Source organism: Streptomyces sp. NPDC001056 (assembly GCF_053598955.1).
In genome coordinates this window covers 160,908-186,334 of the sequence record NZ_JBSFLI010000012.1, presented here as the reverse complement: position 1 = coordinate 186,334, position 25,427 = coordinate 160,908, and the positions used below count along the sequence as shown (strand labels likewise).

Annotated in this window: 22 protein-coding genes and 1 pseudogene; 12 read left to right on the top strand and 11 right to left on the bottom strand. The window is 73.6% G+C overall.

Annotated elements, in window-relative coordinates; all coding sequences use genetic code 11:
* Positions 1-14: 14 nt before the first annotated feature.
* Both prcB and ACWDD7_RS17190 read right to left on the bottom strand, forming a co-directional pair.
* Positions 15-869: a proteasome subunit beta gene (gene prcB, locus ACWDD7_RS17195; RefSeq protein WP_351868089.1), complete on the bottom strand. Its 855-nt coding sequence runs from the start codon at positions 867-869 to the stop codon at positions 15-17.
* Between the two features lie 27 nt (positions 870-896).
* Positions 897-2,414, bottom strand: a complete 1,518-nt coding sequence (locus ACWDD7_RS17190; RefSeq protein WP_450457907.1) for a hypothetical protein — start codon at positions 2,412-2,414, stop codon at positions 897-899.
* A 157-nt stretch (positions 2,415-2,571) separates the two neighbouring features.
* On the opposite strand from ACWDD7_RS17190, the gene ACWDD7_RS17185 reads away from it, so the two are divergent.
* Entirely contained in the window at positions 2,572-2,955 is a 384-nt protein-coding gene (locus tag ACWDD7_RS17185; protein WP_392213379.1) for a BlaI/MecI/CopY family transcriptional regulator, read from the top strand.
* Positions 2,956-3,104: 149 nt separating this feature from the next.
* The gene (locus tag ACWDD7_RS17180) at positions 3,105-3,998 is read left to right on the top strand and encodes a M48 family metalloprotease (RefSeq protein WP_351868083.1); all 894 of its coding nucleotides are present in this window, start codon (positions 3,105-3,107) and stop codon (positions 3,996-3,998) included.
* Between the two features lie 13 nt (positions 3,999-4,011).
* On the opposite strand, the gene ACWDD7_RS17175 is transcribed toward ACWDD7_RS17180, so the two are convergent.
* Together ACWDD7_RS17175 and ACWDD7_RS17170 are read right to left on the bottom strand one after the other, a co-directional pair.
* Entirely contained in the window at positions 4,012-6,369 is a 2,358-nt protein-coding gene (locus tag ACWDD7_RS17175; RefSeq protein WP_450457894.1) for a glycoside hydrolase family 65 protein, read from the bottom strand.
* The gene (locus ACWDD7_RS17170; protein WP_450457893.1) at positions 6,366-7,106 is read right to left on the bottom strand and encodes a beta-phosphoglucomutase family hydrolase; all 741 of its coding nucleotides are present in this window, start codon (positions 7,104-7,106) and stop codon (positions 6,366-6,368) included. Before ACWDD7_RS17170 ends, ACWDD7_RS17175 begins: the two co-directional genes overlap by 4 nt.
* An 86-nt stretch (positions 7,107-7,192) precedes the next feature.
* Between ACWDD7_RS17170 and ACWDD7_RS17165 the strand changes: the two genes are divergently transcribed.
* The 4 genes from ACWDD7_RS17165 to ACWDD7_RS17150 all read left to right on the top strand — a co-directional run bounded on the left by ACWDD7_RS17165 (position 7,193) and on the right by ACWDD7_RS17150 (position 12,224).
* A complete protein-coding gene (locus ACWDD7_RS17165) occupies positions 7,193-7,876 on the top strand; it encodes a nucleoside/nucleotide kinase family protein (protein ID WP_450457892.1) in 684 nt (227 codons plus the stop codon).
* A gap of 121 nt (positions 7,877-7,997) precedes the next feature.
* On the top strand, positions 7,998-8,915 hold the full coding sequence (locus ACWDD7_RS17160) for a MurR/RpiR family transcriptional regulator (RefSeq protein WP_450457891.1): 918 nt from the start codon (positions 7,998-8,000) through the stop codon (positions 8,913-8,915).
* 345 nt (positions 8,916-9,260) lie between these two features.
* Complete coding sequence (locus ACWDD7_RS17155) at positions 9,261-9,623, top strand: hypothetical protein (RefSeq protein ID WP_392213387.1); 363 nt, start codon at positions 9,261-9,263, stop codon at positions 9,621-9,623.
* A 150-nt stretch (positions 9,624-9,773) separates the two neighbouring features.
* Positions 9,774-12,224, top strand: a complete 2,451-nt coding sequence (locus ACWDD7_RS17150) for a SpoIIE family protein phosphatase (RefSeq protein ID WP_450457906.1) — start codon at positions 9,774-9,776, stop codon at positions 12,222-12,224.
* 31 nt (positions 12,225-12,255) lie between these two features.
* Here ACWDD7_RS17150 and ACWDD7_RS17145 read toward each other — a convergent pair whose 3' ends face one another.
* Together ACWDD7_RS17145 and ACWDD7_RS17140 are read right to left on the bottom strand one after the other, a co-directional pair.
* Positions 12,256-12,741 carry a flavin reductase family protein gene (locus ACWDD7_RS17145; RefSeq protein ID WP_351868068.1) on the bottom strand — a complete coding sequence of 162 codons (486 nt, stop codon included), beginning with the start codon at positions 12,739-12,741 and terminating at the stop codon, positions 12,256-12,258.
* 213 nt (positions 12,742-12,954) lie between these two features.
* Positions 12,955-13,797 (bottom strand): hypothetical protein, encoded by an 843-nt coding sequence (locus ACWDD7_RS17140; RefSeq protein WP_450457890.1) that lies wholly within the window; start codon positions 13,795-13,797, stop codon positions 12,955-12,957.
* 567 nt (positions 13,798-14,364) lie between these two features.
* Between ACWDD7_RS17140 and ACWDD7_RS17135 the strand changes: the two genes are divergently transcribed.
* The 4 genes from ACWDD7_RS17135 to ACWDD7_RS17120 all read left to right on the top strand — a co-directional run bounded on the left by ACWDD7_RS17135 (position 14,365) and on the right by ACWDD7_RS17120 (position 19,997).
* Positions 14,365-15,519, top strand: a complete 1,155-nt coding sequence (locus ACWDD7_RS17135) for a CaiB/BaiF CoA transferase family protein (RefSeq protein WP_450457889.1) — start codon at positions 14,365-14,367, stop codon at positions 15,517-15,519.
* A 171-nt stretch (positions 15,520-15,690) separates the two neighbouring features.
* Positions 15,691-16,452, top strand: a complete 762-nt coding sequence (locus ACWDD7_RS17130) for a TetR family transcriptional regulator (RefSeq protein WP_351868060.1) — start codon at positions 15,691-15,693, stop codon at positions 16,450-16,452.
* A gap of 174 nt (positions 16,453-16,626) precedes the next feature.
* A complete protein-coding gene (locus tag ACWDD7_RS17125) occupies positions 16,627-17,043 on the top strand; it encodes a Zn-ribbon domain-containing OB-fold protein (protein WP_351868057.1) in 417 nt (138 codons plus the stop codon).
* A 173-nt stretch (positions 17,044-17,216) separates the two neighbouring features.
* Entirely contained in the window at positions 17,217-19,997 is a 2,781-nt protein-coding gene (locus ACWDD7_RS17120; protein ID WP_450457888.1) for a hypothetical protein, read from the top strand.
* Positions 19,998-20,029: 32 nt separating this feature from the next.
* Here ACWDD7_RS17120 and ACWDD7_RS17115 read toward each other — a convergent pair whose 3' ends face one another.
* The gene (locus ACWDD7_RS17115; protein ID WP_392213397.1) at positions 20,030-20,419 is read right to left on the bottom strand and encodes a PPOX class F420-dependent oxidoreductase; all 390 of its coding nucleotides are present in this window, start codon (positions 20,417-20,419) and stop codon (positions 20,030-20,032) included.
* A gap of 22 nt (positions 20,420-20,441) precedes the next feature.
* Positions 20,442-21,620 (bottom strand): MalY/PatB family protein, encoded by a 1,179-nt coding sequence (locus tag ACWDD7_RS17110; protein ID WP_450457887.1) that lies wholly within the window; start codon positions 21,618-21,620, stop codon positions 20,442-20,444.
* Here ACWDD7_RS17110 and ACWDD7_RS17105 point away from each other — a divergent pair.
* Positions 21,619-22,646: pseudogene (locus tag ACWDD7_RS17105) on the top strand (hypothetical protein). The gene ACWDD7_RS17110 and the pseudogene ACWDD7_RS17105 sit on opposite strands and share 2 nt — an antisense overlap.
* A gap of 52 nt (positions 22,647-22,698) precedes the next feature.
* The gene (locus ACWDD7_RS17100; protein ID WP_351868047.1) at positions 22,699-23,529 is read left to right on the top strand and encodes an SAM-dependent methyltransferase; all 831 of its coding nucleotides are present in this window, start codon (positions 22,699-22,701) and stop codon (positions 23,527-23,529) included.
* A 55-nt stretch (positions 23,530-23,584) separates the two neighbouring features.
* Here ACWDD7_RS17100 and ACWDD7_RS17095 read toward each other — a convergent pair whose 3' ends face one another.
* From ACWDD7_RS17095 to ACWDD7_RS17085, 3 genes are all read right to left on the bottom strand, one after another.
* A complete protein-coding gene (locus ACWDD7_RS17095) occupies positions 23,585-23,770 on the bottom strand; it encodes a hypothetical protein (RefSeq protein ID WP_085568129.1) in 186 nt (61 codons plus the stop codon).
* A 209-nt stretch (positions 23,771-23,979) separates the two neighbouring features.
* Positions 23,980-24,678 carry a L,D-transpeptidase family protein gene (locus tag ACWDD7_RS17090; RefSeq protein ID WP_450457886.1) on the bottom strand — a complete coding sequence of 233 codons (699 nt, stop codon included), beginning with the start codon at positions 24,676-24,678 and terminating at the stop codon, positions 23,980-23,982.
* Positions 24,679-24,780: 102 nt separating this feature from the next.
* Complete coding sequence (locus tag ACWDD7_RS17085) at positions 24,781-25,410, bottom strand: maleylpyruvate isomerase family mycothiol-dependent enzyme (protein ID WP_392213402.1); 630 nt, start codon at positions 25,408-25,410, stop codon at positions 24,781-24,783.
* Positions 25,411-25,427: the final 17 nt, after the last annotated feature.

Sequence of the window (25,427 nt, the reverse complement as noted above, 5' to 3'; positions counted from 1 at the left end):
ACGCGCGGTCGGGGTCAGGGCGCGACGTGCGGGCCGTCCGGGCGCTCGTCGCGCATGCGCACCATCTCCCGGGCCAGCTCCTCGGTCTCGGCCTCCGGCATCCGTTCGAAGCCGTCCTCGGTGATGAACGAGACGATCGGGAAGATACGGCGGTTGAGGTCGGGCCCGCCGGTCGCCGAGTCGTCGTCGGCGGCGTCGTACAGTGCGTGCAGCGCGGCGAGGGCGGCCTCGCGGCGGGTCAGGCCGGGCCGGTAGAGCTTCTTGAGGGCGCCGCGGGCGTACGGCGAACCGGAGCCCTCGGCGTGGAACTCCCGCTTCTCGTACAGCCCGCCGGCCGCGTCGAAGGCGAAGATGCGGCCGCCCTCGCCCGTGGGCGCGCCGACGTCGTACCCCGCGAGCAGTGGCACGACCACGAGGCCCTGCATGGCCTGGGCGAGGTTCTGCCGGATCATCGTCGCGAGGCGGGTCGCCTTCCCGCGCAGGGTCATCGGGATGCCCTCGATCTTCTCGAAGTGGGCCAGCTCGACCTGGTAGAGCCGCACCATTTCGAGGGCGAGTCCGACGGTGCCGGCGAAGGCGACGGCCGTGTGGTCGTCGGCGGGATGGACCTTCTCCAGGTCCCGCTGGGCGATCAGGTTGCCCATGGTGGCCCGGCGGTCCCCGGCGAGCAGCACGCCGTCGCCGTAGGTGAGCGCGAGCACCGTGGTGCCGTGCGGGAAGCGGTCGGGGCCCGCGCTCGTGCCGGGGGGCAGCGGTGCCGCGGTGGGCAGCAGGCGGGGCCGGTGCGCCGCCAGGAACTCGGCGAAGGACGAGCTTCCCGGCGTGAAGAACGCCTCGTCCGGCAGCCCAGCGGTGTCGTTCCCCGTCATCTGCTTCCCCTCCGTACGCACGCGGTGTCACCCGTCTCCTACCTGACCCGGCCGAACCGGAAACTCCCCGCGCCCCAACGTGTAGTACAGCCGTCGGCTTTCGGCCGGAACCCAGGGCCAGTCACGGGCGTACGCGGGCGGTCGCGCACCGGCCGGCACGAGGGTGGCCACCGGGATGCGCCGGGCGGTGCGCGCGATGGCGTCCGCGGTGGTGTCGGCGTTGGGGCCGGACGTCGCGGCCGAGGAGCAGCCGGCGTAGAAGGCGATGGGCAGGGCGTCGTCGCCGGTGACCAGGCAGGGGGCGCGGACGCCCAGCCGGTGCAGGGTCTCGGCGGTGCGCGACCAGGCGCGGTGTCCCGCGGTGGTGCCGTGCGCCACGTGCACCAGGACCGTCACCTGGGCGGCGAGATGGACGACGAGTCCCAGGCACAGCGCGGCGGCGACCACCGGGCGCCGGCGCCGGGGGGTGACGGTGACCAGCCGGAGCAGCGCGGCGGCGACGGGGACCGCGAGCAGGGCGTAGGCGGGCAGCAGGAAGCGGGGCGCCGCGTAGCCGATCAGGAACAGGTACGGGAAGGCGGCCGACGCCGCGCACGCGAGCGGCAGCGCCGTGGCCGTCGTCCGTCCGGCGCGGACCGCGAAGTACAGGGCGAGCGCGGCGAGGACGGGCAGCACGAACCACCAGACGGTGAGGAGCGGGGCGGGCAGCGCGCCGGTGCACGGCCGGCACAGGGTGCGCCCGCCGAGGCTGCGCACCTGGTCGACGACGGCGAGGTGCCAGCCCAGTCCGCCCTGGATCGCCGAGCCCTCGGCGAGCCGGTGCAGCAGGCCGCCGTAGCGCACGTAGGCCTCGATCACCCACTCGGCCACCCCGGCCGCGAGGCCGGCGAGCAGCGCCGCCGACCGCCTCCGGTGCCGGCGCAGCAGACCGACCGCGAGCAGGGGCAGGACGACCCAGACCGCGTCCATGGGGCGCATCCAGCCCATCAGCGCGGCCCCGGCGGCGAGACCCGTCAGCGCGGCCCGGTCCGCGGGCGGTGCGCCCGCGCGCAGATATGAGCCCACCACCGCCAACGCCCCCACCGCGACCCAGTAGTTGGGCATGGCCTGGAGGCCGTAGAAGAGGGTCACCCACAGGGAGGCGAAGAGGGCGGCGGCGAGGGTGAGGACGCGCGGCGGGAACAGGCCGCGCCAGGTGCGCAGCGCCAGGTACAGGGCGAGGCCGGACAGGACGGCGAGGTAACAGCGCAGCAGGACCGTCGAGGACGACCACGCGGCGACGGGCGCGACGAGCAGGGAGATGCCGCGGGCCCTCGGCGCGCTGAAATAGGACGCGGGGGCGCCCGCGCCGACCTGGCTGACGTACACCGCCTCGTCCCAGCCGAGGCCCATGCCGGGCCGGACCAGGAGCAGTTGGGCCAGAGTGAAGGCGGCGGCGACGGCCGCGAGCGGGACCGCGGGCCGCGGGCCCCGGCCGCCGTCGGACAGGTGCCAGAAGCGTGCGGCCCGCGTCCGGGCGGGTGCGGCGTCGGCGCTGCCGGTCATCATTCCCCCTTCGCCCCGTACGGGGCATTACCGGAAAACACCACCACCCCATCACAGAGTCGGCCCGGATCGCGGGCGAACCCGCCCGCTCCCCGGGGTGTCCGGTGGAGGCGGGACGGCCATCGGCCCCCGCCACTACGCGCTGTAAGGTTGGCCCATGGCTGGCACAGGGTCCCGGGGCAGGGTGGAACGGCGCAGCGCCGGGGAGCTGGAGAGCGAGGTGCTGGCCGCCCTCTGGGCCACCGACCGGCCGCTCACCCCGGCGGAGATCCAGGCCGGCATCGGCGGCGGTCTCGCGTACAACACGGTGCACACCATCCTCAAACGGCTGTACGACAAGGGGCTGGTGCTGCGTGACGCGGACGGGCGGCGCGGTGCCTACCGTCCGGCGAAGAACGCGGCCCAACTGACCGCCGAGGCCATGCACCAGGCCCTGGACCGGGGCCCGGACCCGATCGCCGCGCTCCAGCAGTTCGTGACCGGCCTGAGCCGCGAGGAGGAGCAGGCGCTGCGCGCGCTGCTCGCGGAGGGCGACGCGTGAGGGCCGGGTCATGAGGGCGCGTTCATGAGGGCGCGCTCATCAGGGCACGCTCATCAGGTACGTGCATGAGACCCGGCACCTGAGGTCCGGCACCTGAGGATCGGGCCATGAGGTTCCGCGCACGACGTCCGAAACACGAGGTCTCGCGCATGAGATTCGATGTGTACACCCCGCTGGCGGTGTCGCTGCTGCTCGCCGTGGCGGGCCCGTTGACCGGCCGGTACGTCGCACCGGCGGCGGCCGCGCGGGTGCTGGCCGCGGCCGCCGTGCTGACCGCCGGGGCCACCACGTGGTCGCTGGTGCTGCTCGGCGCCGTGCTGCTCGGGGACGCCCCGCCGGTGGTGCGCGAGGCCCGGGAGAACGGGCGGACACCGGCCGCTCCGGTGCCGGAGGAGATCGCGCTCGCCGCGTGTCTGGCGCTGGTGGTCGTCGCGGTGCGGGTGCACCGGGCCGTACGCGACGAGCGGCGCACACGCCGGGCGCTGCGGCGGCTGTGCGCCGGGCACCCCGCGGACACGGAGTTGATCGTCGCGTCCTCGACGGTGCCGCGGGCGTTCGCGATCCCCGGGCGGCCGGGCCGGATCCTGGTCACCTCGGCGATGCTCGGCGCGCTCCGACCCGACGAGCGGCGGGTGCTGCTCGCGCACGAGCGGGCCCATCTCGCCCATCGGCACGGTCTGCTGGTGACGGCGGCCACGCTCGCGGCGGCGGCCGACCCGCTGCTGTGGCCGGTGCGTTCGGCCGTCGTCTACCTGGTGGAGCGGTGGGCCGACGAGCAGGCGGCGGCCGCGGTCGGCGACCGTCGTACCGCCGCCCGCGCGCTGGCACGGGCCGCGCTCACCGCGGGGCCGGTCCGCCCGGACCACGCGCTGCGCTTCGGCGACCGTGCCGTCACCCGCCGCATCACCGCCCTCCAGGCCGGACCGCCGCCGAGCCTGCGGTCCGCCGCGCTGGCCGTCCTCGCCCTGAGCACCCTGCCGCCGCTGCTGGCGGCCGATGCCACGGGCGACCTCTTCGGGCTGCTGACGGGCACGCTGCACTGAACGGGCGGGTCCCTTACGAGGCCCCGTTCGGCGCACGGTGCCGCGGCTGCTCCGGCGCCGGCCGGCGCGCGGCCGGCGGTACGGCGCGCACGGCCGGCTCGGCCAGGGTCACCGTCACGGGCTCGCCGTGGTGCCGCAGGGTCAGCGCGGGCCCGTCCAGCAGCGCGTACGTCGTCTTGTCCGCGCCGATCTCCACCCGCAGCCGCCGCCCCCGGAACTCCACGTGGAAGGCGAGCCGGGCGAGCCGTTCGGGCAACCGGGGGGCGAAGCGCAGCCGTTCGCCGTCGCGGCGCATCCCGCCGAAGCCCGCCACCAGGGCCATCCAGGTACCGGCGAGCGAGGCGATGTGCAGCCCGTCGCGGGTGTTGTGCTCCAGGTCGTGCAGATCCATCAGGGCCGCCTCGGCCGTGTAGTCGTAGGCGAGGTCGAGATGACCGGTCCGGGCGGCGACGACGGCCTGGCAGCAGGCGGACAGGGAGGAGTCGCGCACGGTCAGCGGCTCGTAGTAGGCGAAGTCCCGGGCGATCTGCTCCTCGTCGTACCGCTCGGCGAAGTAGCCGTCGCAGGTGTACAGGGCGAGCACCAAATCGGCCTGTTTGACGACCTGTTTGCGGTAGAGGTCGAAGTACGGGAAGTGCAGCAGCAGCGGGTACTGGTCGGGCCGGGTGCCCTCGAAGTCCCAGCGCTGGTAGCGGGTGAAGCCGGAGTGCTGTTCGTGGACGCCGAGTGCGGCGTTGTACGGCACGTGCATCGCCGAGGCCGCGTCCCGCCAGGCCGCGCCCTCCTCCTCGTCCACGCCCAGCCGCTCGGCCACGCGCGGATGGCGTTCGACGGCATCGGCGGCGGCCAGCAGATTCTGACGAGCCATCAGGTTCGTGTAGGTGTTGTCGTCGGCGACCGCGCTGTACTCGTCGGGGCCGGTGACACCGTCGAGATGGAACACGCCGTGCACGTCGTGGTGGCCGAGCGAGCGCCACAACCGGGCGGTCTCCACGAGCAGTTCGACCCCGGCCTCACGTTCGAAGGCGGTGTCGCCGGTGGCCTCGACGTAGCGGACGACGGCATCGGCGATGCCGGCGTTCACATGGAAGGCGGCGGTGCCGGCCGGCCAGTACGCCGAGCCCTCCGGTCCGGCGATGGTCCGCCAGGGGAACGCGGCCCCGGCGAGCCCCAGTTGGGCCGCGCGTTCACGGGCCTCGTCCAGGGTGTTGTACCGCCAGCGCAGCGCCTCGGCGACGGCCGCGGGCGCAGTGTGGGTGAGCACCGGCAGCACGAACATCTCGGTGTCCCAGAAGGCGTGCCCGTCGTAGCCGGAACCGGTCAGGCCCTTCGCGGGTATCGCGCGCCGCTCGGCACGGGCCCCGGCCTGGAGGACGTGGAACAGGGCGAACCGTACGGCCTGTTGGATCTCCTCGTCGCCGGTGACCTCGACGTCGGCGCGCGCCCAGAAATCGTCCAGGCAGGCCCGCTGGTCGGCGAGCAGGCCGGGCCAGCCGTCGTGGGCGGCGGCCGCGAGCGCGGCGTCGACCTGGTCGGCCATCGCGGGCAGGGAGCGGGAGGCGGACCAGCCGTGGGCGACCAGCTTCTCCACCCGCAGCGTCTGACCGGGCTCCAGGACGGAGGTGACGGTCAGCCGGGCCAGGTCGGTGCCGCTCTCGCTGCGGGCGGTGGTGCGTCCGGGTCCGCTGACGACATGGTCGGCGGCGACCGCGACCCGCAGGCCGCTGCGCCGGGTCCGGTGCACCAGGCGCAGCCGGTTGCCCGAGGCGAGGTGGTCCTCCTGCTCCAGGGGCGACCGGAGCGCCCTCGCGGCGCGCGGGTCGCCGTCGGAGTCCGGCAGGCTCTCGTTGGCGACCAGCTCGGACTGGATCACCACCCGGCTGCGGGCGTCGACGGCCTCCACCTCGTACGCCACGGCGGCCACGGCGCGCTGGGTGAGCGAGACGAGCCGGGTGGAGCGCACCCGGACCGTGGAGCCGGCCGGGGAGGTCCACTCGCAGGTGCGCTCCAGCACCCCGCGACGCAGGTCGAGGACCCGCTCGTGGGCGGTGAGGCGGCCGTAGCGCAGGTCGAACGGCTCGTCGTCCACGAGGAGGCGCAGCACTTTGCCGTTGGTGACGTTGATGACGGTCTGGCCCGACTCCGGATAGCCGTACCCGGCCTCCGCGTAGGGCAGCGGGTGCACCTCGTGCACACCGTTGAGGTAGCTGCCGGGCAGTCCGTGCGGTTCGCCCTCGTCGAGGTTGCCGCGCCAGCCGACGTGGCCGTTGGACAGCGCGAACACGGACTCGCTCTGGGCGAGGACGTCGAGGTCGAGGACGGTCTCGCGGACGGCCCACGGCTCGACGGCGTACGACCCCTGGGTGATCACCGCTTGCCCCCCAGCTCGGCGAGGTCCTTGACGACGACGCTCGCGCCGTGCGCGTACAGGGCGTCGCTCTGGCCGACCCGGTCGAGGCCGACGACGTACCCGAAGCCGCCCGCGCGGCCCGCGTCCATGCCGGCCAGGGCGTCCTCGAACACGGCGGCCCGGGACGGTTCGACGCCGAGGTCGTGGGCGGCGGCGAGGAAGGTGTCGGGGTGCGGCTTGCCCGGCAGCCTCCGCTCGGCGGCCACCACGCCGTCGATCCGTACGTCGAAGAAGTGCTCGGCGCCCACGGCCCGCAGCACGTCACGGCAGTTGGCGCTGGAGGAGACGATCGCGGTGCGCAGCCCCTCGGCCCGGACCGCCTCCAGGTAGCGCAGGGTGCCCTCGTACGCCTCGACGCCGCCGGTGCGGATCCTCTCCAGGAGCAGTTCGTTCTTCCGGTTGCCGAGGCCGTTGACGGTCGGGGCTTCCGGCGGGTCGCCCGGGGTGCCCTCCGGCAGATGGATGCCGCGCGAGTCGAGGAAGGCGCGCACACCGTCGGCGCGCGGGCGGCCGTCGACGTACTCGTCGTAGTCGGCGACCGCGTCGAACGGCCGTGCCCCTGGGCCCTCGTGGGCGCGCAGGAACGCGTCGAACGTCTCCTTCCACGCGGCCGCGTGCACCACGGCCGTCCTGGTGACGACGCCGTCGAGATCGAAGAGGCATGCCTGGATGTCGTCGGGCAGACCGAGCAGAGTCATACCGAGGACTGTTCCCCGTGAGCGGCGCTCCAGTGGGTGTCCCGCGCCACAGGTTTTCCGGCTTCCGGGGTGACACACTCTGCGGTGTGCCGCCGACCTTCCCCCCTGCGCCCCTGACCTTCGACGACCTCCTGGCGCGCGCCCGCGCACTGCCCCGAGGAGGCCGGCGTGCCCTGCTCGGCCTCGCGGGCGGCCCCGGGGCGGGCAAGTCCACGCTGGCCGAGCAGTTGGTGCGCGCCCTGAACGCCGACGGGCCCGCGTGGGTCGCCCACGTCCCCATGGACGGCTTCCACCTGGCCGACGCCGAACTCGACCGGTTGGGCCGCCGGGACCGCAAGGGCGCGCCGGACACCTTCGACGCGGCCGGGTACGCGGCGCTGCTGCGGCGGCTGCGCGACGACACCGAGGAGGTCGTGTACGCGCCCGGGTTCGAGCGCGTCCTGGAGCAGCCGCTGGCCGGTGCGATCCCGGTGCCGCCGGGTGCGCGGCTGGTGGTGACCGAGGGCAACTACCTTCTCCTGGAGGAGGGTTCGTGGGCGCGGGTGAAGCCATGCCTGGACGAGGTGTGGTACTGCGAGATCCCCGAGGAGGAGCGGATCCGCCGACTGGTCGCGCGGCACGAGGAGTTCGGCAAGGAGCGGGCGGCGGCGCGCGCCTGGGTGCTGGGCACGGACCAGCGCAATGCCGAGCTGGTGGCGACGACACGGGACCGGGCGGACCTGCTGGTTCCGGTCGGCGCGCTGCCGTCGCCGGATCGCGCGGCCGGTTAGCGGCGCCGTTCGCCCCGGGGCTCCCGTTGTGTTCCGGTTCGCTCGATTGCTGGTCAACCCGCTGGTCACGGCCTTGGGTGAGCTATGTTGAGTGCTCGTGGGAGACAAAGGAGACGGACCGGTGCCCTCGCCGCAGCAGGCCCGCGCACAGGCATCAGCGATCACCTCGGGCAAGACCGCGCCGGAGGTCGAGGCGGCCCCGACCTCCCAGCTCAGGGAGCTGTTCGACGGCCCCCGTCTGTCGCCGGGGCAGCGCCGGATCGCCCAGTACCTGATCGAGCACATCACCGAGGCCGCGTTCCTGTCGATCACCGAACTGGCGGACCGGGTCGGGGTGAGCCAGCCCTCGGTGACCCGCTTCGCCGGCGCGGTCGGCTTCAGCGGCTATCCGGCGCTGCGCGAGCGGCTCCAGTCGATCGCCCTGAAGACCCTGGCCGGCGGGCCCGGCGAGCCGAACCGGGCGAATGAGTTGCAGGCGGCCGTGGACGCGGAGATCGCGAACCTGGAGAACCTGCGGCGCGACTTCGCCGACCCCGACCGGGTGATCCACATCGGCCGCGAGCTGTCCCGCTCCACCCCGCTGACCGTGCTGGGCCTGCGCATCTCGGAGTCGCTGGCCGAGTACTTCGGGTACGCGGCGCGTCGCATCCACCCCGATGTGCGGCTGGTGACGCGGGGCGGCAGCGTGGCCTACGACGCGCTGCTCCAGTCCCGCGAGGCCGGCGGCAGCTGGGTGCTGGCGTTCGCCATGCCCCGGCACTCGCACGAGACCCTGCAAGCGGTCCGGGTGGCGCACCGCGCCGGTCTGAAGGTTGCCCTGATCACCGACCTCGCGCTCGGCCCGGTGGCCGACGAGGCGGACGTCACCTTCGCCACCGGCACCGGCTCCCGGCTGGTCTTCGACTCCTATGCCGCGCCGGGCGTGATGGCGGCGGCGCTGCTCCAGGCGATGACCGACGCGGATCCGGAGCGGACGCAGGCGCGCCTGGAGAAGTACGAGCAGGTGTCGGAGCAGCACCAGTTCTTCGTCAGGGACTGAGTCCCTCTCTTCCCCCGCCCCGGAACGACCGCCGGTCCTGCGGCGGCGTCCTCACACCCGTGAAGATCTTGCGGTCACCGATCGCCCCTAGGTGGATCTTTCACCCCATATCGCGCATGAATGTTTTCATACGCCTTGCAAACTGCTCGGTATATATAAATACTCTGCTGGCGGATCGCCCGCGCGGGCACCCTCCAACGCCGACCCCTACCCATATCGGCGCCCGGGGTGTCCGGTGGTGCGGCGCCCCTGTGCCGCACCGGGGGCGGCCCCGGTCATCCCCTAGACCGGGGCCGCCCGTATCTCGTCGGACCACCCTCACGACGCCGCAGACCGGAAGTGACCATGCAACTGACCAGCACGCGCATCAGCCCCGACTGGCCCTGCCAGGTCAAGACCCCGGGCTCGTACGACTGGGAGCGCTCGGCCGCCAAGTGGCTGCGCGAGCTGATCCCCGCCCGCTACGCCAGCTACCCGGCCCTGATCCGGCACCCCGTCCTGCTCGCCCGGCACGCCCAGATCCAGGTCGACCAGGAGATCCGGGTCGCCCGCACCGCGCTCCAGACCGCGCGGGCGGAACTGCCGACGCTCGGACTGCCCGAATCGGTCATCGAACACACGATCAAGATGTACGCCGCCGAGGTGCTCCAGCTCCAGCACATCGCCCGCAGCGTCCGCGCGGTCAGCACCGCCCTGGGGCGCCGCTGAGGCGCATGGCGCCCGGGTCGTCGCAGGCCCACGGGTGGGCCACCGGGAAGGGCGGGCCGAGGGCCGCAGGGCCTCGGTCACCACGGACGAGTGATCGAACGCCCCCGAATGTGCGATGCTCAACGCGTGACGAGCGAGTCCGTGCCCCCGATGGACGACCCCGGAACGGGCGCCGACAGCGCGGCGCTGGCCAAGGTCGTGGCCCGTCAGCGCGCCGAGCTGGAGCAGCTGCGCGACCTCGCCGCGACGACGGCGGTCATCGAGCGGGCCAAGGGTGTCCTGATGGCGGTCACCGGATGCGCCCCCGACGCCGCCCACGAGGAACTGCGCCGCCGCGCCGAGGACAACGGGCGCACCCTGATCGAACAGTGCTGGCTGACGCTGGGCTCCCTCCCGCCGCCCCAGGAACAGCCGCCTCCCGCGCCCCCGGCACCCGCCCCGCGCGCGACCCCGCCCGCCGGTGCCCCGGAGATGGCGGACGTACTGGCGCAGACAGGCCGGGACCTGCTCCGGGTCGGCTCGCCGCACGAGCTGGCCGGGCGGCTCCTGGACCACCTGGCGCCGGAGGTGCGGGCCGACGCTGTACTCCTGTACGAGCGGCGGGCCGAGGGCGGTCTCGAACTGGTCGGCCATGCCGGGATCGACGCGCACCTCGCCGCCCAGTGGCGGCATGTGCCCCCGCTGGACAGGGTGCCCGCGTTGGAGGCCCTGGCGGCGGGCGAACCCCTGTGGCTGGAGGACCTGGCGGCCGACCGCACCCGCCACCTGCTGCTCGGTGACCCGGCCGAGCGGTGGCGGAGCCAGGTCTGGCTGCCCGTGCCCGTCGGGGGAACCGCCCGGCACGCCCTGGGGGTGATGCGCCGGTGCGGCGGGCCGTTCGCGCCGCGCGAGCACCAGCTGATCGTCGCCGCCGCCCGGTTGTGCGCGGGACGGCTGCGCGCCTTCGACACCGTGCGGGAGGCGCCCGGCGAACTCGGCGTCGCCCGGACCGTGCAGGCGGTGTTCGACGCGCTGCCGGGGGCCGCGATGCTGCTGACGCCGCTGCGCACCGCCGCCGGTGAGGTGGAGGACTACCGGATCGACGCGGCCACCCCGCAGGCGGTCGACGTGTCCGGCCGCACCGGCCGGGACATGGTCGGCCGGCGCATCCTGGAAAGCTACCCGTCGGTCGCGGGCGAGCCGCTGTGGCGGGGCTATCTGGAGACCCTGGAGACCGGGGTGCCGTTCGAGAGCGAGCCCTTCGCCTATCAGGAGGTGTCCGACGGGCCGGCCCTGACCGGCACCTTCTCGGTGCGGGCCGCCCCGCTGGGCGGGGGCCTGCTGGTGTCCTGGCTGCGGCTCGACCCCCTGGACCGGCAGGAGCAGCGCCTGGCCGACGTGCAGCGGCTCGGCAACCTCGGCTGGGCGAACTGGAATCTGGTCACCGGGCAGATCTCCTGGTCCGCGCAGGCCTGCACCGTTCTGGGGCGCGGCGCCGGACAGGGGCCGCTGGAACTGGAGAAGCTGCCGGAACTGGCGCTGCCGCAGGACGCGGAACCGCTGGCCGCCGCGATCACCGGACTCGTGCGCGAGGGCCGGCCCTTCGACGTGCCGTTCCGCGTCGAGGGGCCCGAAGGCGTACGGCATCTGCGGATGGTCGCCGAGGCCCTCTGCGATCCGGACGGCACCCCGGCCGAGGTGCACGGCTTCGTGCAGGACCTCACCGCGCAGCGCAGCGCGGAACTCGCGCTGGTCAAGAGCGAGCGCACCATGCTGCTCCAGCGCGGGGTCCTCCAGGCCGAACGGGCGCTCGCCGCCCGGCTCCAGCACGCCCTGCTGCCCCTGCCCAGCAAGCCGGTACGGCTGGCCGGGCTGCGCGTCGAGGTCGCCTATCTGCCCGCGCAGTCCGGCATCCACGTCGGCGGCGACTGGTTCAGCGCCATCGAACTGCCCGACTACGACGCGCTGTTCGTGGTCGGCGACGTGGCCGGGCACGGCATCGACGCGGTGGCCACCATGGCCCAACTGCGGTTCACCGCCAAGGGGATGGTCAGCACCGGCACCTCGCTCACGGTCGCCCTGGCACGGCTCAACCAACTGCTGCTGCACTCCCGGGACAGCCAGATGACGGCGACCATGATCATGGCCCGCTACGACCCGGACAGCCAGCTGCTGGCCTGGGCCCAGGCCGGGCACCTCCCGCCGTTGCTGGTACGCGAGGGCGAGGTGCGCTACCTCGACCGCCCCGGCGGCATGCTGCTCGGTGCCAGCGCGAACCCGTACTACGAGTCGGCGGAGCTGCGCCTGGAACCCGGGGACCGGCTGCTGCTGTACACCGACGGCCTGGTCGAACGCCCCGCCGAGGGCTTGGACGCGGGTCTCGACCGGCTCGCTGAGGCGGTGCGCGTCCATGGCGCGAAGGGTTCCGGCTCCCTGGACGCGCTGCTCGCCGCGATGCTGGCGGACGAGCGGCGGGACGACGTGTGTGTGGTGGACGTCCGGATGCCGGCGCGGGCGGAGGATCGTACGGAGGAGCCGGTGGACGCGGCCGAGGCGGCCGAGGCGGCGGAGCCGGCGGCGAAGACCGCCGAGACGGGGAGGGCGGCCGGCCGGGACGAGTAGCCGCCCTGGGTGTCGGCCCGGACGGCCCGGGTCAGTCCACGGGGTGACCGGCCTCGATGCCGACGGCGTCGGACAGCCGCAGCAGGTCGCCGGCCCGTCCCTCGCCCCAGTCCAGGGGGTCGAGCACGAAGCCGACATGGTCGCCGCCGTCGACGCGGTGCAGGATCTCGCCGACGAACCAGGCCGCCGCGTCCGGAAGGACGACCGCGCCGCCGGGCCCCTGCGCGCAGTCGAGACCCGCGAACTTGTCGGTGTCGTCTCCGGTCTCGCCGCCGAAGCGTTCCGCGAGGGCGTGCTGGTCGCGGGTGAGCAGGTGGACGGCGAGGCAGTGCGCGGCGCGGGCGACGCGGTAGGTGTGGTTGGCCTTGGACAGCCACACGGCGAACCGGGGCGGCTGGATGGAGCACTGCGAGGCGAAGCCGACGAGGCAGCCCGCCCGCTCACCCCCGGCCGCGGCCGTGACCACGCACATGTCGGGGTCGAGCCGCCCCAGGAAGCCGTCCTCCGCCCGCGTCATGCCGCTCCGCTCTCCTCGCCACCGCTCCGGGTACCGGCGCACCGGTGGTGTCGCGTGCCCATCGTCGCGTCCACCGGTCGTTCACCGCTCCGGCGTTCCCCGCGCGCCGCTCCCGAATCGCCCCACCGGCCGAACTCACCCTCACCGCACGGGTCGCTCACACCGGCCCTCAGCGGCCCCACCGGCACGGCCGGGGCCACCCGGCCGATCACGTCAGACCGCGTCGGCCGCCTCCCGCACGAACCGGCTCAGGGACGCCGTGAACGCGCCGACGAAGGCGTCCCTGTCCGCCTCCGGCAGGGCCTCCAGCGACAGATAGGGGTTGAGGTCCTCCAGTTCGACCAGCAGCAGGCCGCCGTCGGGGGCGCGGCAGGCGTCGACGCGCTGGATGCCGTGGCCGAGGTCGTTCCAGTCGATGAAGCGGCGGGCGAACTCCAGGTCGGCGGCGGTCGCCGCGTACGGCTTCAGCTCCCAGCGACGGCGCGGGTCGGGGGCGTACAGGGCGTACTGGAAGTCGTCGTCCACGAAGTAGAAGGACACCTCGTAGTCGAAGTCGACATGCGGCTGTATCAGGACGTCGTCCCCGGCGTGCGCGTCGACGCGGGTGGCGGGGACGATGCGGAGGCCCAGGGAGTCCGCGCCGAGCCGGGGCTTGACCACGTAGCGGTGCGCGGACGGCAGCCGGTGCAGGTCCTCGACCCGGTCGACGGTCGGGATCACCGGGTACCCGGCGGCGGTCAGGTCGAGGAGGTACTGCTTGCCGGCCATGTCCGCCTTGCCGGTGACCGGGTTGTACACCCGGCTCCCGCGTTCCAGCGCGCGTGCGCGGAAGGCGTCGTACGCCTGCTGGTAGCCGAGCACGGGGCCGCTGTTGCGGACGACGACCGCGTCGTGACCGTCCATCAGCGCCGCCGCGTCCAGCGGATGGCACAGGGCGAGATCGAAATGGGCGCGCAGCCGGGCGGTGAGGAAGATGTCCTCGTCGCAGTACCGGCGCCCGCGAGCCTGGTACGCCAGGTCGGTGACGTAGAGGACGCGGGGGCGGGCGACGGGCATACGGGGTCTCCTTGGGCGGCACTGCGAAGGGCGTGGCGGCGAGGCCAGGCGCAGAAAGGTTACGCCTGACCGGTGGGCGTTCATCCGATCGCCCGGGGTGCGGGCTCGTCACGCTCTCCCGCAGGAGTGCGCGGGCGCGGCGCCATCGACAGATCGGCGCGTCCCGCCCCCCGGTACCAGGCCATTTCGTCCAGTGCGCACCGGGCCGGCCGCCCCCACAATGGCGGCCTCAGCCAGGCCACCGCAGCTCGGGACACCACGGCGTGCGGGGCGTGCCGAAAGGAGTGGCGAATTGCGGGCCATCGCAGGCAGGGGCGCGGGGCGGGGCGGAGCGGTCCGGGGGCACCGGGGCCGGCACCGCCTCGTCGTGGGGAAGTGGCGACCCGGGGGCGGTGGTGAGTCGGTCGACGTCGGTCGGACACGGCCGGGCGACAGCGCGGTCGCGGGGTGGCCGGGCGACAGCGCGGTCGCGGGACGGCCGGGCGACAGCGCGGCCGCGGGACGGCCGGGCGGGGAACGGGACCGCGCCGGCACCGGGTGCCCGCTCACCTCCGGAGGGACGACGTCATGACCGCCACGGACCCGCTGCCGCTGAGCGGCGTTCTCGTCGCCGACTTCGGACGGGTGCTCGCCGCGCCGTACGCGACGATGCTCCTCGCCGACCTGGGCGCCGACGTGATCAAGGTCGAGCATCCGGCGGGCGGTGACGACACCCGCGCCTGGGGACCGCCGCACGCGCACGGCGAGGCCACCTATTTCCTGTCCGTCAACCGCAACAAGCGCTCGGTCGCCCTCGATCTGCGCGAGCCGGCCGACCGGCGCCGTGCCGTCGAACTGGCCCGCCGCGCCGACGTGTTGTTCGAGAACTTCCGGCCGGGGACGCTGCGGAAGTACGGGCTCGGATACGACGAGGTACGCGCCGCGAACCCGGGCATCGTGTACTGCTCGATCACCGGCTTCGGGTCCGGGCCGGGGGCCGCGCTGCCCGGGTACGACCTGCTGATCCAGGCCGTGGGCGGGCTGATGAGCGTCACCGGGGCCGCGCCCGGGGAGCCGGTGAAGACCGGGGTGGCGCTGGTGGACGTGCTCACCGGGCTGCACGCCACGATCGGTGTGCTCGCCGCGCTGCGGCACCGGGACGCGACCGGGGAGGGGCAGCGCATCGAGGTCGATCTGCTGACGACCCTGCTGTCGAGCCTGGTCAACCAGTCCGCCGGATACACGCTGGCCGGCCGGGTGCCGGGCATCATGGGCAACCGGCACCCGTCCATCGCCCCGTACGAGGTGTACCGGGCCAAGGACCAGCCGCTGGTGATCGCCGTCGGCAACGACCGCCAGTTCGCGGCGCTCTGCCGCGGCCTCGGCGCGCCCGAACTGGCCGACGACGCGCGCTTCGCCACCAACGCCGACCGGGTGGCCCGTGTCGACGCGCTGGCGGAGAGGCTGGGCGAGCTGCTCGCCGCCCGTACCGCCGCCGAGTGGTTCGAGCACCTTACGCCCCTCGGGGTCCCCTGCGGGCCGGTGAACGACCTCGCCCAGGCCTTCGCCCTCGCCGACCGGCTCGGCCTGGCTCCCCGGGTGTCGGTGGACGGGGACGACGGGTCCACGCTGGATCTCGTCGCCAATCCGATCTCCCTCTCCCGCACCCCACCCCGGTACGACCGCCGCCCGCCCCGCCTCGGCGAGCACACCGGGGAGATCACCGACTGGCTGGACTCCTGACCGGAGGGCCCGGAGAGCCCGGAGAGTCCGGAAGGCCCGGCGGGTCCAGAGGTTCCGGCGGGCCCTCCGGAGCCGCCCGGCCCGGGGTACATGCAGCACTCAGTTCCCTCACTTCGCCGCTGTTACTGCACTGAGTGTCACAATCAGGGTCCGGGTGCTACGTTCCCGTTCATGAGCTCCAGCAGCGCGGCGCCGGCCGCAAAACCGCCGATGCGGGACGCCTTGGTCGAGGCGGCCTTCCGGCTCTTTCTCGAACGCGGCTACGAGCAGACCACGGTGGACGACATCGTTGCCCTGGCCGGGGTCGGACGGCGTTCCTTCTTCCGCTACTTCCCCTCCAAGGAGGGCGTGGTCTTCCCCGACCACGAGCGCTGCCTCGCCGAGATGACCGCCTTCCTCGCCGCGGGCGGCGAGGAGCACGAGCCGGTGCGGCGGGTGTGCGACGCGGTCCGCATGGTGCTGCGCATGTACGCGGAGAACCCGGCCTTCTCCGTGCAGCGCTACCGCCTCACCCGCAAGGTGCCGGGCCTGCGGGCGTACGAGCTGTCGGTGGTGTGGCGCTACGAGCGCGCGATGGCCGAGTACCTGCGCGGCCGGTTCGCCGGGCGCCCCGACGGGACGCTGCGCGCCGACGTGCTCGCGGCCGCGGTGGCCGCCGCGCACAACAACGCCCTGCGCTCCTGGCTGCGTTCGGACGGGAAGGGCGACGCGGACGCGGCGGTGGACCACGCGCTGGAGTACGTGCGGCGGGAGTTCGGGCAGCAGGACGAGCCGGCGCCCGGCACGGGCCGCCGCACCCCCGCGAGGCCCGGCTCCGCACCGGAGGAGGGGGACGGCACGCGCCCCGAGGACGTGCTGGTCCTCGTCGCCCGGCGGGACGCCCCGCTGTGGCGGGTGGTGCAGGAACTGGAGACGGCGCTGGATCGCGCCTGAGGTCCGGCGCCCTGGACCCGTGTACGCTCTCTGGAAAATTGGGGGTACCGAGTACCTTTACGAGTGACACTGGGTGCCATACCCTGTCGAGCGTGCGCGGTGGCCAGGCCGCCGGGTGCACGCGTGCAGGGACGCGCACGCGGGATTCCGGCCAAGTGCAGGGAGTTGACCAGGATGTACCACCACTCAGCGATCGCCCCGCACCCGGCGGCGGGCTCCGCGGCGGGCGTACTCGATCCCGTCCCCGCGGACGCCAGGGACGCCATCCTCTTCCAGCGCTGCACCTGGTGCGGTACCGCGATGTACCACCGACTGCTGTGCCCGGTGTGCCAGGGCAGCGAACTGCGCACCGAGCGCAGTGAGGGCGTCGGCACCGTCCGTCACTCCACGATCATTCACCGCAACACTCCGGCGGCGCGCAATGTCTCGCTGATCGAGATGGCCGAGGGGTTCGTCGTGCGGGGCCGGGTCATGGGTCCGCCGGTCGGCATCCACAGCGGCGACCGGGTGCGGCTGTCGACCGCCAAGGACCCGGTACGCGGCGAGCCGGTCTTCCAGCTGGTGGACGAGCCGTACCGGGCCTGGACCTGACACCCGCGTACGGCTGAAGCCCCGCACACCTGGTCCTCGTACGTCCGATTCCGCGCGCAGGTGATCCACCGCTTCTCCCTCACAGGCAACCCACAGCCTCGGCGTTCCGTCCTCCGGGAGCGAGGGGCCCCGGGACGGCCGGGGCGCCCGAGGTCGGGGGTCGAGGAGGAACCGTGGTCCGTGCCCGGCGCATATGGGTCACCGCCGCCGCGTTATGCGTGGTGGCGGGAGCGTCTCCAGGAGTGGCGGCCGCCCAGGGGCGACCGCCGTCGGCGGCAGGGGCGTCCGCGGACGGCGCAGCGGTGCTGCCGCCGGGCTGGCGGCTGACCGGCGGAGGTTCGACGCCCCGGCTGGAGTGGCGGTCCGACCGGCCGGTGCCGATGGGTGACGCCCGGGTCGAATTCCGTGCGGGTGGACGGCTGCTCGGGGTGCCGCGGCCGGAGGGTGACGGCCGTACCTTCGGGCTGCCGCTCGACACGACGCGGAGGAACGGGCTCGACAGGCCGCAGGTCTGGTCCGGTGGCCGCCGGCTGGACGGCCCTACGACCGGACCGGCGCCCGCGTCACCCGGCTCACCGCTCAAACCCGCTCCCCTGTCCCCGCCCCCCGCGAACGGCGTGGACCCGGGCGAACCGGGCGCCTACCGCACCAAGACCGGCGAGTACACCCTGAAGTCGGTGCGGCTGCCGGGTTTCGCGGCACCGGTGGAGATGCGCGCGGTGGTCGTCGCACCCGTCGGCGCGCCCGGCGAACGGCCGCTCGCGCTCTTCCTGCACGGCCGCCACTACACCTGCTACCGGGGCGACGACATCACCGCCGACTGGCCCTGCAAGACCGGCTACCGGCAGGTGCCGAGCTACCGCGGCTATCTGCGCGACCAGCGGCTCCTCGCCTCCCAGGGCTACATGACCGTCTCGGTCTCGGCCGACGGGATCAACGGCCAGGACGACGAGTCGGCCGAGGACGGCGGCGCCCAGGCGCGCTCCTCCCTGATCCGGCTCCACCTGGCCCGCTGGGCCGACTGGGCCCGGCACCCCGCCACCGCGCCGGCGATCGTCCGCGACGCACCCCGTGCCGACCTGTCCCGGGTACTGCTCGTCGGGCACTCCCGGGGTGGCGAGGGCGTCAACCGGGCCGCCCTGGACAGCCTTTACCCGCCGCCCGCCGACCAGGACGGCTATCACGGCGCGGTGCGCTGGACCGTGCGCGGCATGGTGCTCATCGGCCCGACCGTCTTCGGTCAGAACCCGGTGCCCGACGTGCCGTCCATGACGATCCTGCCCGGCTGCGACGGCGATGTCTCCGACCTGGAAGGCGAGTTGTACGTCGACGGCACACGCGCGGTCAGCACGGGCACCGCGCTGCACAGCGCCGTGTACGTCGTCGGGGCCGACCACAACTTCTTCAACTCGGAGTGGACGCCCGGGAGGTCGGCGGCGCCGTCCGAGGACGACTTCTACGACGACCCGGACCATCCGGACCCGGTGTGCGGCAAGCGCGCCGCGACCCGGCTCACCGCCGACCAGCAGCACCGGGCCGGCGCGGTGTATGTCGCGGCGGCGGCACGGCTGTTCGTGGCCGGCGACGACCGGGTGCGGCCGCTGCTGGACGGCTCCGGGAAGCGCGCGCCGTCGGCGGACCCGGCGCGGGTCCTCAGCCATGCCGTGGGGGCGCGCCGCGGCGGCGGTTTCCTGCCGGACGGCGGGGTGTCCGTGGCCGGCGGCAGGCTGTGCGCCGCCGTGGATCCCAGCCCGGCGAAGACCTGTCTCGGCGGCGACGCCCACGGCTACTCGCCGCACTTCGCGCAGTGGGAGACCGACCAGGAGTCCGGCCGGCACGCGATCGCGCTGCACTGGACGCGCACCGGCGCCCGGACGCGGGTGACGGCGCGGCGGCCGGTGTCCCTGTCCGGCGCCCAGGACCTGGCGCTACGGCTGTTCGTGCCGCCCAACTCCCGTGGCACGCAACTCGATGTGACCCTCACCGACACCACCGGCCACCGCGCGACGCTGGGCCGGATCCACGCCGACGGGCTGCCCGGCAGCGAGCGGACCGCCTCCTACTGGGGCCGCGAGTTCCGGGTCCCGCTGACCGCCGCCACCCGCACCGGGCTCGATCTGCTCTCGGTCAAGTCCCTCGAACTGGCGGCGCGTTCGTCGTCCGGCCGGGCCTGGCTCGTCGACGCGTGGGCCTGGCGTCCGGGGACGCCCGAGGTCCGTGCGGCGGCGCTGCCCCGCGTGGACCTCGGCCGGCTGACGGTCGCCGAGGGCGACTCGGGCACGCGCACCTACCACCTCCCGGTCCGGGTGTCGGGCCACGGCAGCGGCCAGGTCCGGGTCCACGTCCTCGACCCGGACACGGGCCACGGCACGGAGCGGCTGGTCACGGTGCACCCGGGCGGCCATGACATCGACGTACCGGTCGAGGTCGAGGGCAACACCCGCTACGGACCGGACCGGTCGTACGACGTGCTGGTCAAGGCGGTCCACGGCGCGGTCGTCGGGTCCTACCGGGGCGGCGTCACCGTCCACGACGACGACCCCGCCCCCACCATGAAGGTCACCCCGCTCGCCGGACGCGTCGCCGAGGGCCAGTCCCTCACCTGGCGTGTCTCCCTGTCCGAACCGGTCGACGTGGACATGGGCGCCGTCTTCGGCGTCACCCCGCCCGCCACCGGCCCCGAGCTGTCCACGAAGGACGTCCCCGCCTCCTGGCTGCGCGACATCTCCGGTCGATCCCCCGACCCGGAGCGCCCGTTGTCCAAGGTGACCGGCCTCTACCTCTGGATCGACATTCCCCCGGGCCACACCAGCACGGACGTCACCCTGCCCATCGTCAAGGACCGCGTGGCCGAGCCCGAGGAGTCGGTCCGCTTCCGCCAACTGGACGACATGACGGGCAAACCGCTGCCGGACGGCCTGGAGTTGGCGGGGTCGGTGGTGAACGTGCCGTAACCGACGGGTAGTTCCGGGTGAACCCTCGGCCGTCAGTCGCCGAGGGTCACCCGGATGCCGACCGTGCCGTCCACACCGCGGCGCAGACGGCTGCCCAGCAGGGTGAGGCGGCCGAGGAGACCGTACTTGCGGGCGATCAGGGTGCGGTAGCGGGCGGTGGTGGCGGGGTCGGCGATCTCGGCGGTGGCGGGGGTCTGGTCGCCGGTGGGGTTGCCGCGCAGATCGCAGGGGCCGACGAGGACGCCGGCGCGGTTGCGGATGCGTTTGACCTTGAAGCTGTCGGCGGCCGTCCACACGCCGAGGCTCGCGCCGTCCCGGACCACCCATACCGGGGTGGCGACGGGGGTGCCGTTCCTGCGGTAGCTCGTGACCAGCAGGTACTTTCCGGCGGCGAGCCGGGCCAGGCGCGCTTCGTCGTCCATGACAGGGAGTCTACGGGTTCGGTCACTTCAGGGCGGCGGCCATGCGGCGCACTCCCTCGGTGAGGATCTCCGGCGGGGTCGCGAGGTTGAGGCGCACGCGGCCCGCGCCGCCGGTGCCGAAGGGGAGGCCGGCGGAGAGGGCGACGCGGCCGCGGTCCAGGAAGACCTGGGCGGGGTCGTCGCCGAGGCCGAGGGCGCGGCAGTCGAGCCAGGCCAGGTAGGTGGCCTCGGCGGGGTGGGCGTGGACCCCTGGCAGGTGTTCGGCGAGCAGGGCGGTGAGCAGGCGGCGGTTGGCCTGGATCCCGGTGAGCAGGGCGTCGAGCCAGCCGGTGGCCTCGCGCAGCGCGGCGGTGTGCGCGAGGACGGCGAGGTGGCTGGCGCCGTGGCCCACCTCCTCGGGCAGCCGCGCGAGGTCGGCGGCGGCCCCGGGCCCGGCCAGGGCGAGCGCGGCCTTGAGGCCCGCGAGGTTCCAGCCCTTGGAGGCCGACATCAGGGACAGGCCGCGAGCGGCGGCGGGCACGCTGAGGTAGGGCACGAAGGGGACGCCCGGGGCGGTGAGCGGGGCGTGGATCTCGTCCGCCACGACCCGCACCCCGTGCCGTTCGGCCAGTTCGGCGACGGCCGTCAGCTCGGCGGCGGTGTGCACGGTGCCGGTGGGATTGTGCGGGCTGCACAGCAGATAGGCGGCGCGCCCGCCGCCCGCCGTGGCCCGCCGGAAGGCCGCCTCCAGCGCCGCCGGGTCGATCCGCAGATCCGCGCCGAGCGGGGCCTCCACGACGTGGCGGTCCATATGGGCGACGAAGGCGAAGAACGGCGGGTACACCGGTGGGTTGACGATCACCGGATCGCCCGGTCCGGTGACCAGTCGGAGCATTTCGACCACTCCGAGCATCACGTCCGGAACGAGCGCCGTCCGCTCCACCGCGATCCCGTCCCAGTGCCAGCGCCGGGCGGCGAACCCGGCGAGGGCCTCGGCATAGGCGGTGCCGGCCGGGTACCCGGTGTCGCCGAGGGCGAGCGCCTCGGTGAGGGCGCGGACGACGGGCGGGGCGAGCGGGACGTCCATCTCGGCCACCCACATCGGGAGGACGTCCTCGGGGTAGGTGCGCCACTTCATGCTCGTACGACGGCGCAGCCGCTCCAGGTCGAGGGCGCGCAGCGGTTCCGGTTCGCCGGTGGTGTCGTGCGGGAAGCTGGTCATGGGGCACAAGATAGGGGGCGGCGCGGTGAGCCGGAACGGGGCGGCGGAGACGGACGGGGCGGCGGCGCGCCGCCGGGAGGTCGCCTGTGACGAGTCGGGATCGGACGGGGAGAACCTGACCGGCGGCAACACCGAGGTGTTCGCGCACGCGAGCGTGGCGCTGCCGGTGGACGTGGCGGCGGAGTGCGTGCGCGAGATCCGGCTCCGGATCCGTTCGCCCGCCGAGGAGTACAAGGCGGGCCACCTGCTGCGGGAGAAGCACCGGGCGGTGCTGGAGTGGCTGCTGGACGCGGCGGGCCCGATCCACGGGCACGCCCATGTGCGGCTGACGGAGAAGGCGTACTTCGTGGTGGAGCGGACCGTCGAGCTGCTCCTCGGGGACGTGGCGGAGGCCCGCCCGCTGTACCGGCGGGGGCCCGGCGCCTTCGGCGAGCCGGGCCGGCGGGAGTTCCTGCGCGCGGCGAACCGCCTGCTGCGCGTCCGCCCGAACGGCGATCCGCTCACGGCCGGCAATGACTTCTTCCGCACGGTCGACACGCTCGCGCAGGCGCATCCGGGCACCGAAGCGGCCCGCACCCTGCGCCGGCTGTCCGCGGCCCGCCCCCGCGCGGACGCTACCGGGAGGGCGTCGAGGCCACCCCTCCCCTGTTCCCGGTCCTGAACCCCCTCTTTCCCGCGATCCGGCGCACGGCCGCCCACTGGAGCGCCGACGGGGTGCCGGTGACGCTGGTCCACGACCGGCAGAACGCGCTGACACCGGGCCGGATCGCGGCGATCGTCCAGGGCGCCCGGCGCGACGGGATCGCCCTCGCCGGGCTGCGGCTGGTCGACTCCCGGGACGACGCGCGCGTGCAGATCGCCGATTTCCTCGCCGGTATCGCCCGCAAGATCGCTTCCGACCAACTGGCCGGAAGCGGCGACCCGTTCCTCGCCGCGCGCCTCGCGCCGTACGTCGGCGGCTGGGCGCCCGCGGGCGCGGTGCCGGAATCGGGAGGCCCGGCGGCACGGGACAACTCGGGGGACTAGATTGCGTCTTGAAGGTTGAACTTCTCCTCCAGGCACCCAGGAGCTGACGCACGTGACCGACAACCCCGCAGCCACCAACGACGTGGCGGTGTCGCTGCGCGCCCGTATCAACACCAGCCAGCCGCACACGGCGCGGATCTGGAACTACTGGCTCGGCGGCAAGGACAATTACGAGGTCGACCGGGCCGCCGGTGACCAGATCCGCCAACTGCACCCGGGCATCGGGGAGTACGCGCGCGCGGACCGGCTGTTCCTGGGGCGGGCCGTGCGGCATCTGGTCGAGGACGCGGGCATCCGGCAGTTCCTGGACATCGGCACCGGGCTGCCCAGCGCCGACAACACGCACGAGGTGGCCCAGCGCATCGCGCCGGAGTCGCGGATCGTCTACGTCGACAACGACCCGCTGGTCCTGGCGCACGCGCGCGCCCTGCTGACGAGCACGCCGGAGGGCCGTACCGACTACCTGGACGAGGACCTGCGCAATGTGGACGCGATCCTCGAACACGCCGCGAAGACCCTGGACTTCACCGAGCCGGTCGCATTGATGCTGCTCGGCGTGGTCATCTTCATCGAGGAGGACGAGAAGGCGTACGGGCTGGTGCGGCAGTTGATGGACCGGCTCCCGGCGGGCAGCCATCTCGTGCTGTCGCACACGGTCACGCATCCCGCGATGCCGGACGTGGACGAGGCGGTGAAGTTCTGGAACGAGCACGGCACGCCGAAGCTGACCCAGCGCACGCCCGCGGACGTGACGCGTTTCTTCGACGGCCTGGAGCTGCTGGAGCCGGGCGTGGTCTCCTGCTCGCGCTGGCGCCCGGAGCACGACAACGGGGCCGAGCCGGAGGAGGTCGCGATGTTCGGCGGGGTGGCCCGCAAGGGCTGAGGACGGTCCGTCGACCCGCGACTCCCGTTCGGGGTCGCGGGTTCGCGTCGCGAGGTCAGACCGCCCGGTACGGCCGTGGGGCCGCGGCGGCCCATTCCATCACGAGGCGCTGGTACTGCTTGCGCTGCTCGGTGGTCAGCGTCCCGCCCGATCGGCGCCACAGGGCCCGGATCTCCTCGTTGACCTCCGCGGCCGATCGCTCGGAGGCGGCTTCAAGAGTGGTGGACATGCTGTGAAGCATATGCCGATCGGAGTGAAGGCGCTGTGAGTAAGTACCCTCGATGCGGACATTTCGGACCGTGTTACTCATCACGTCAATGTGTCAAGCGGTGTAAGGGAGTTCACACCCGACCCTCACCCGGCGGCCGTACCGGGACCGCCGGACGAGGGTGAGCGAAGACCCGCCACCCGCTCGAAACGCGTGCGGAGCACGCGCGGACGACCGGACGCTCAGGTGCCGGGCTTGCGGCCGTAGACGAAGACGTCGTCGCCCGTCCGCAGCAGCGACCAGTACTTCTTGGCGTCCTTGGGGGTCATGTTGACGCAGCCGTGCGAGCCCGGCGGGTTCCACATGCTCAGGCCCACCGAGTGGAAGGCCTCGCCGCCGTTGAAGAACTGGCTGTAGGGCATCGGCACGTCGTAGAGGGTCGAGACGTGATGGAGGTCACGCCAGTAGACCTTCGTCAGGCCGGTGCGGGTGACGTACCCCTTCCGGCCGGTGCGCACGGGCACGGGGCCGTAGACGAGCTTCTTGCCGTCCTGGACCCAGCTGAGCTGGTGCGTCAGGTCCACACAGGCGATCCGGCCCTTGTTCACCGGGCACTTGCCGCTCTTGTTGGGGTTCTTGCCGATGGCCTTCTGCTGGTTCATCAGATCCATGACACCCCAGGTGACGGACCCGGCGTAGCCGATGGTCGGCGTGATGCCGTGCTTGGCCTGGAAGGAGCGGATGGCCTTGCAGTCCGCGGTGGACTGGCGGCCGTCGACCGGCCGGCCGAGGAACTTCTCCACCTGCTTCTGGTACGGGCCCGTCGAGGTGGTGCAGTAGCTCGCGGCCTGGGCCGGTGCCGCGGTGAGGGCGAGTGTGAGCGGCGCCACCAGGCCGGTCAGGCCGAGTGCGACGGCACCTCGTCTGCGTATGTCCCCCATGAGGGCTTTCTCCTTGTCCCCGGTTCGCGGGTGTTTTCGTGCGCGATTCCCACGATCTCGGACAAGTAGACCCGAGCGGGCACGCCAGGGTTGTGGTTCTGGTCACGCCGTGACGAAACGGTGAACTTCCTCACCACGGAGCCGACCGCCGGGGAGCCGGCGGCCGTAGGCGACGAGCAACAGGTCCTGAGCGCTGCCGTGCAGGGGCGCGCCGGTGCCGAAGGACCAGTCGAGGTCGTCGGCGCACAGCCGGACCCCGGTGAGGTCGGCGCCGAAGAACCGGAAGGCGCGCGGGTCGACCGCGTCGAGGAGGATCCGCAGCCGGTCCTCGGGGACCCGGCGGTCCAGGCCCAGGGCGACGGTGACGTCGAGGCCGTGGACGACGTCATGGCCGAGGGCCGCGGCCAGGCCGCCGACCGGGGGCTTCCAGGGGTGGTGGGCGTGGGTGCGCAGAAAGCCGGCGAGGTCGCGGGCCGGGTGGGCGGCCGCGTCCCGGCGGGCGAGCCGGTCGGTCATCCGGTTCAGGCTGCCGCGCGCCCTGACCAGCTCCACCAGCACCTTCGCCGTCGGGTACCGGAACCCCATCGACATGTGCGCCACGACCTCCCGCACCCGCCAGCCCGCGCACAGGCTGGGCGCGTCCCACTGTGCGGGAGCCAACCCATCGAGAAAATTGGCCAGTTCGAGTCGTTCGGCGGCGATGTGCGCGGCGATGTCCGGTGCTTTCCCCATGCCTCTCAGCATGCGGG

What these genes read in the sequence shown, in the direction of transcription:
- ACWDD7_RS17130 (WP_351868060.1), top strand. Translation starts at nt 15,691, where the DNA reads ATGAGCTCCAGCAGCGCGGCGCCGGCCGCAAAACCGCCGATGCGGGAC.
- prcB (WP_351868089.1), bottom strand. Translation starts at nt 869, where the DNA reads ATGACGGGGAACGACACCGCTGGGCTGCCGGACGAGGCGTTCTTCACG.
- ACWDD7_RS17185 (WP_392213379.1), top strand. Translation starts at nt 2,572, where the DNA reads ATGGCTGGCACAGGGTCCCGGGGCAGGGTGGAACGGCGCAGCGCCGGG.
- ACWDD7_RS17150 (WP_450457906.1), top strand. Translation starts at nt 9,774, where the DNA reads ATGGACGACCCCGGAACGGGCGCCGACAGCGCGGCGCTGGCCAAGGTC.
- ACWDD7_RS17135 (WP_450457889.1), top strand. Translation starts at nt 14,365, where the DNA reads ATGACCGCCACGGACCCGCTGCCGCTGAGCGGCGTTCTCGTCGCCGAC.
- ACWDD7_RS17085 (WP_392213402.1), bottom strand. Translation starts at nt 25,410, where the DNA reads ATGGGGAAAGCACCGGACATCGCCGCGCACATCGCCGCCGAACGACTC.
- ACWDD7_RS17190 (WP_450457907.1), bottom strand. Translation starts at nt 2,414, where the DNA reads ATGACCGGCAGCGCCGACGCCGCACCCGCCCGGACGCGGGCCGCACGC.
- ACWDD7_RS17170 (WP_450457893.1), bottom strand. Translation starts at nt 7,106, where the DNA reads ATGACTCTGCTCGGTCTGCCCGACGACATCCAGGCATGCCTCTTCGAT.
- ACWDD7_RS17115 (WP_392213397.1), bottom strand. Translation starts at nt 20,419, where the DNA reads ATGGACGACGAAGCGCGCCTGGCCCGGCTCGCCGCCGGAAAGTACCTG.
- ACWDD7_RS17110 (WP_450457887.1), bottom strand. Translation starts at nt 21,620, where the DNA reads ATGACCAGCTTCCCGCACGACACCACCGGCGAACCGGAACCGCTGCGC.
- ACWDD7_RS17095 (WP_085568129.1), bottom strand. Translation starts at nt 23,770, where the DNA reads ATGCTTCACAGCATGTCCACCACTCTTGAAGCCGCCTCCGAGCGATCG.
- ACWDD7_RS17145 (WP_351868068.1), bottom strand. Translation starts at nt 12,741, where the DNA reads ATGACGCGGGCGGAGGACGGCTTCCTGGGGCGGCTCGACCCCGACATG.
- ACWDD7_RS17155 (WP_392213387.1), top strand. Translation starts at nt 9,261, where the DNA reads ATGCAACTGACCAGCACGCGCATCAGCCCCGACTGGCCCTGCCAGGTC.
- ACWDD7_RS17090 (WP_450457886.1), bottom strand. Translation starts at nt 24,678, where the DNA reads ATGGGGGACATACGCAGACGAGGTGCCGTCGCACTCGGCCTGACCGGC.
- ACWDD7_RS17140 (WP_450457890.1), bottom strand. Translation starts at nt 13,797, where the DNA reads ATGCCCGTCGCCCGCCCCCGCGTCCTCTACGTCACCGACCTGGCGTAC.
- ACWDD7_RS17125 (WP_351868057.1), top strand. Translation starts at nt 16,627, where the DNA reads ATGTACCACCACTCAGCGATCGCCCCGCACCCGGCGGCGGGCTCCGCG.
- ACWDD7_RS17180 (WP_351868083.1), top strand. Translation starts at nt 3,105, where the DNA reads ATGAGATTCGATGTGTACACCCCGCTGGCGGTGTCGCTGCTGCTCGCC.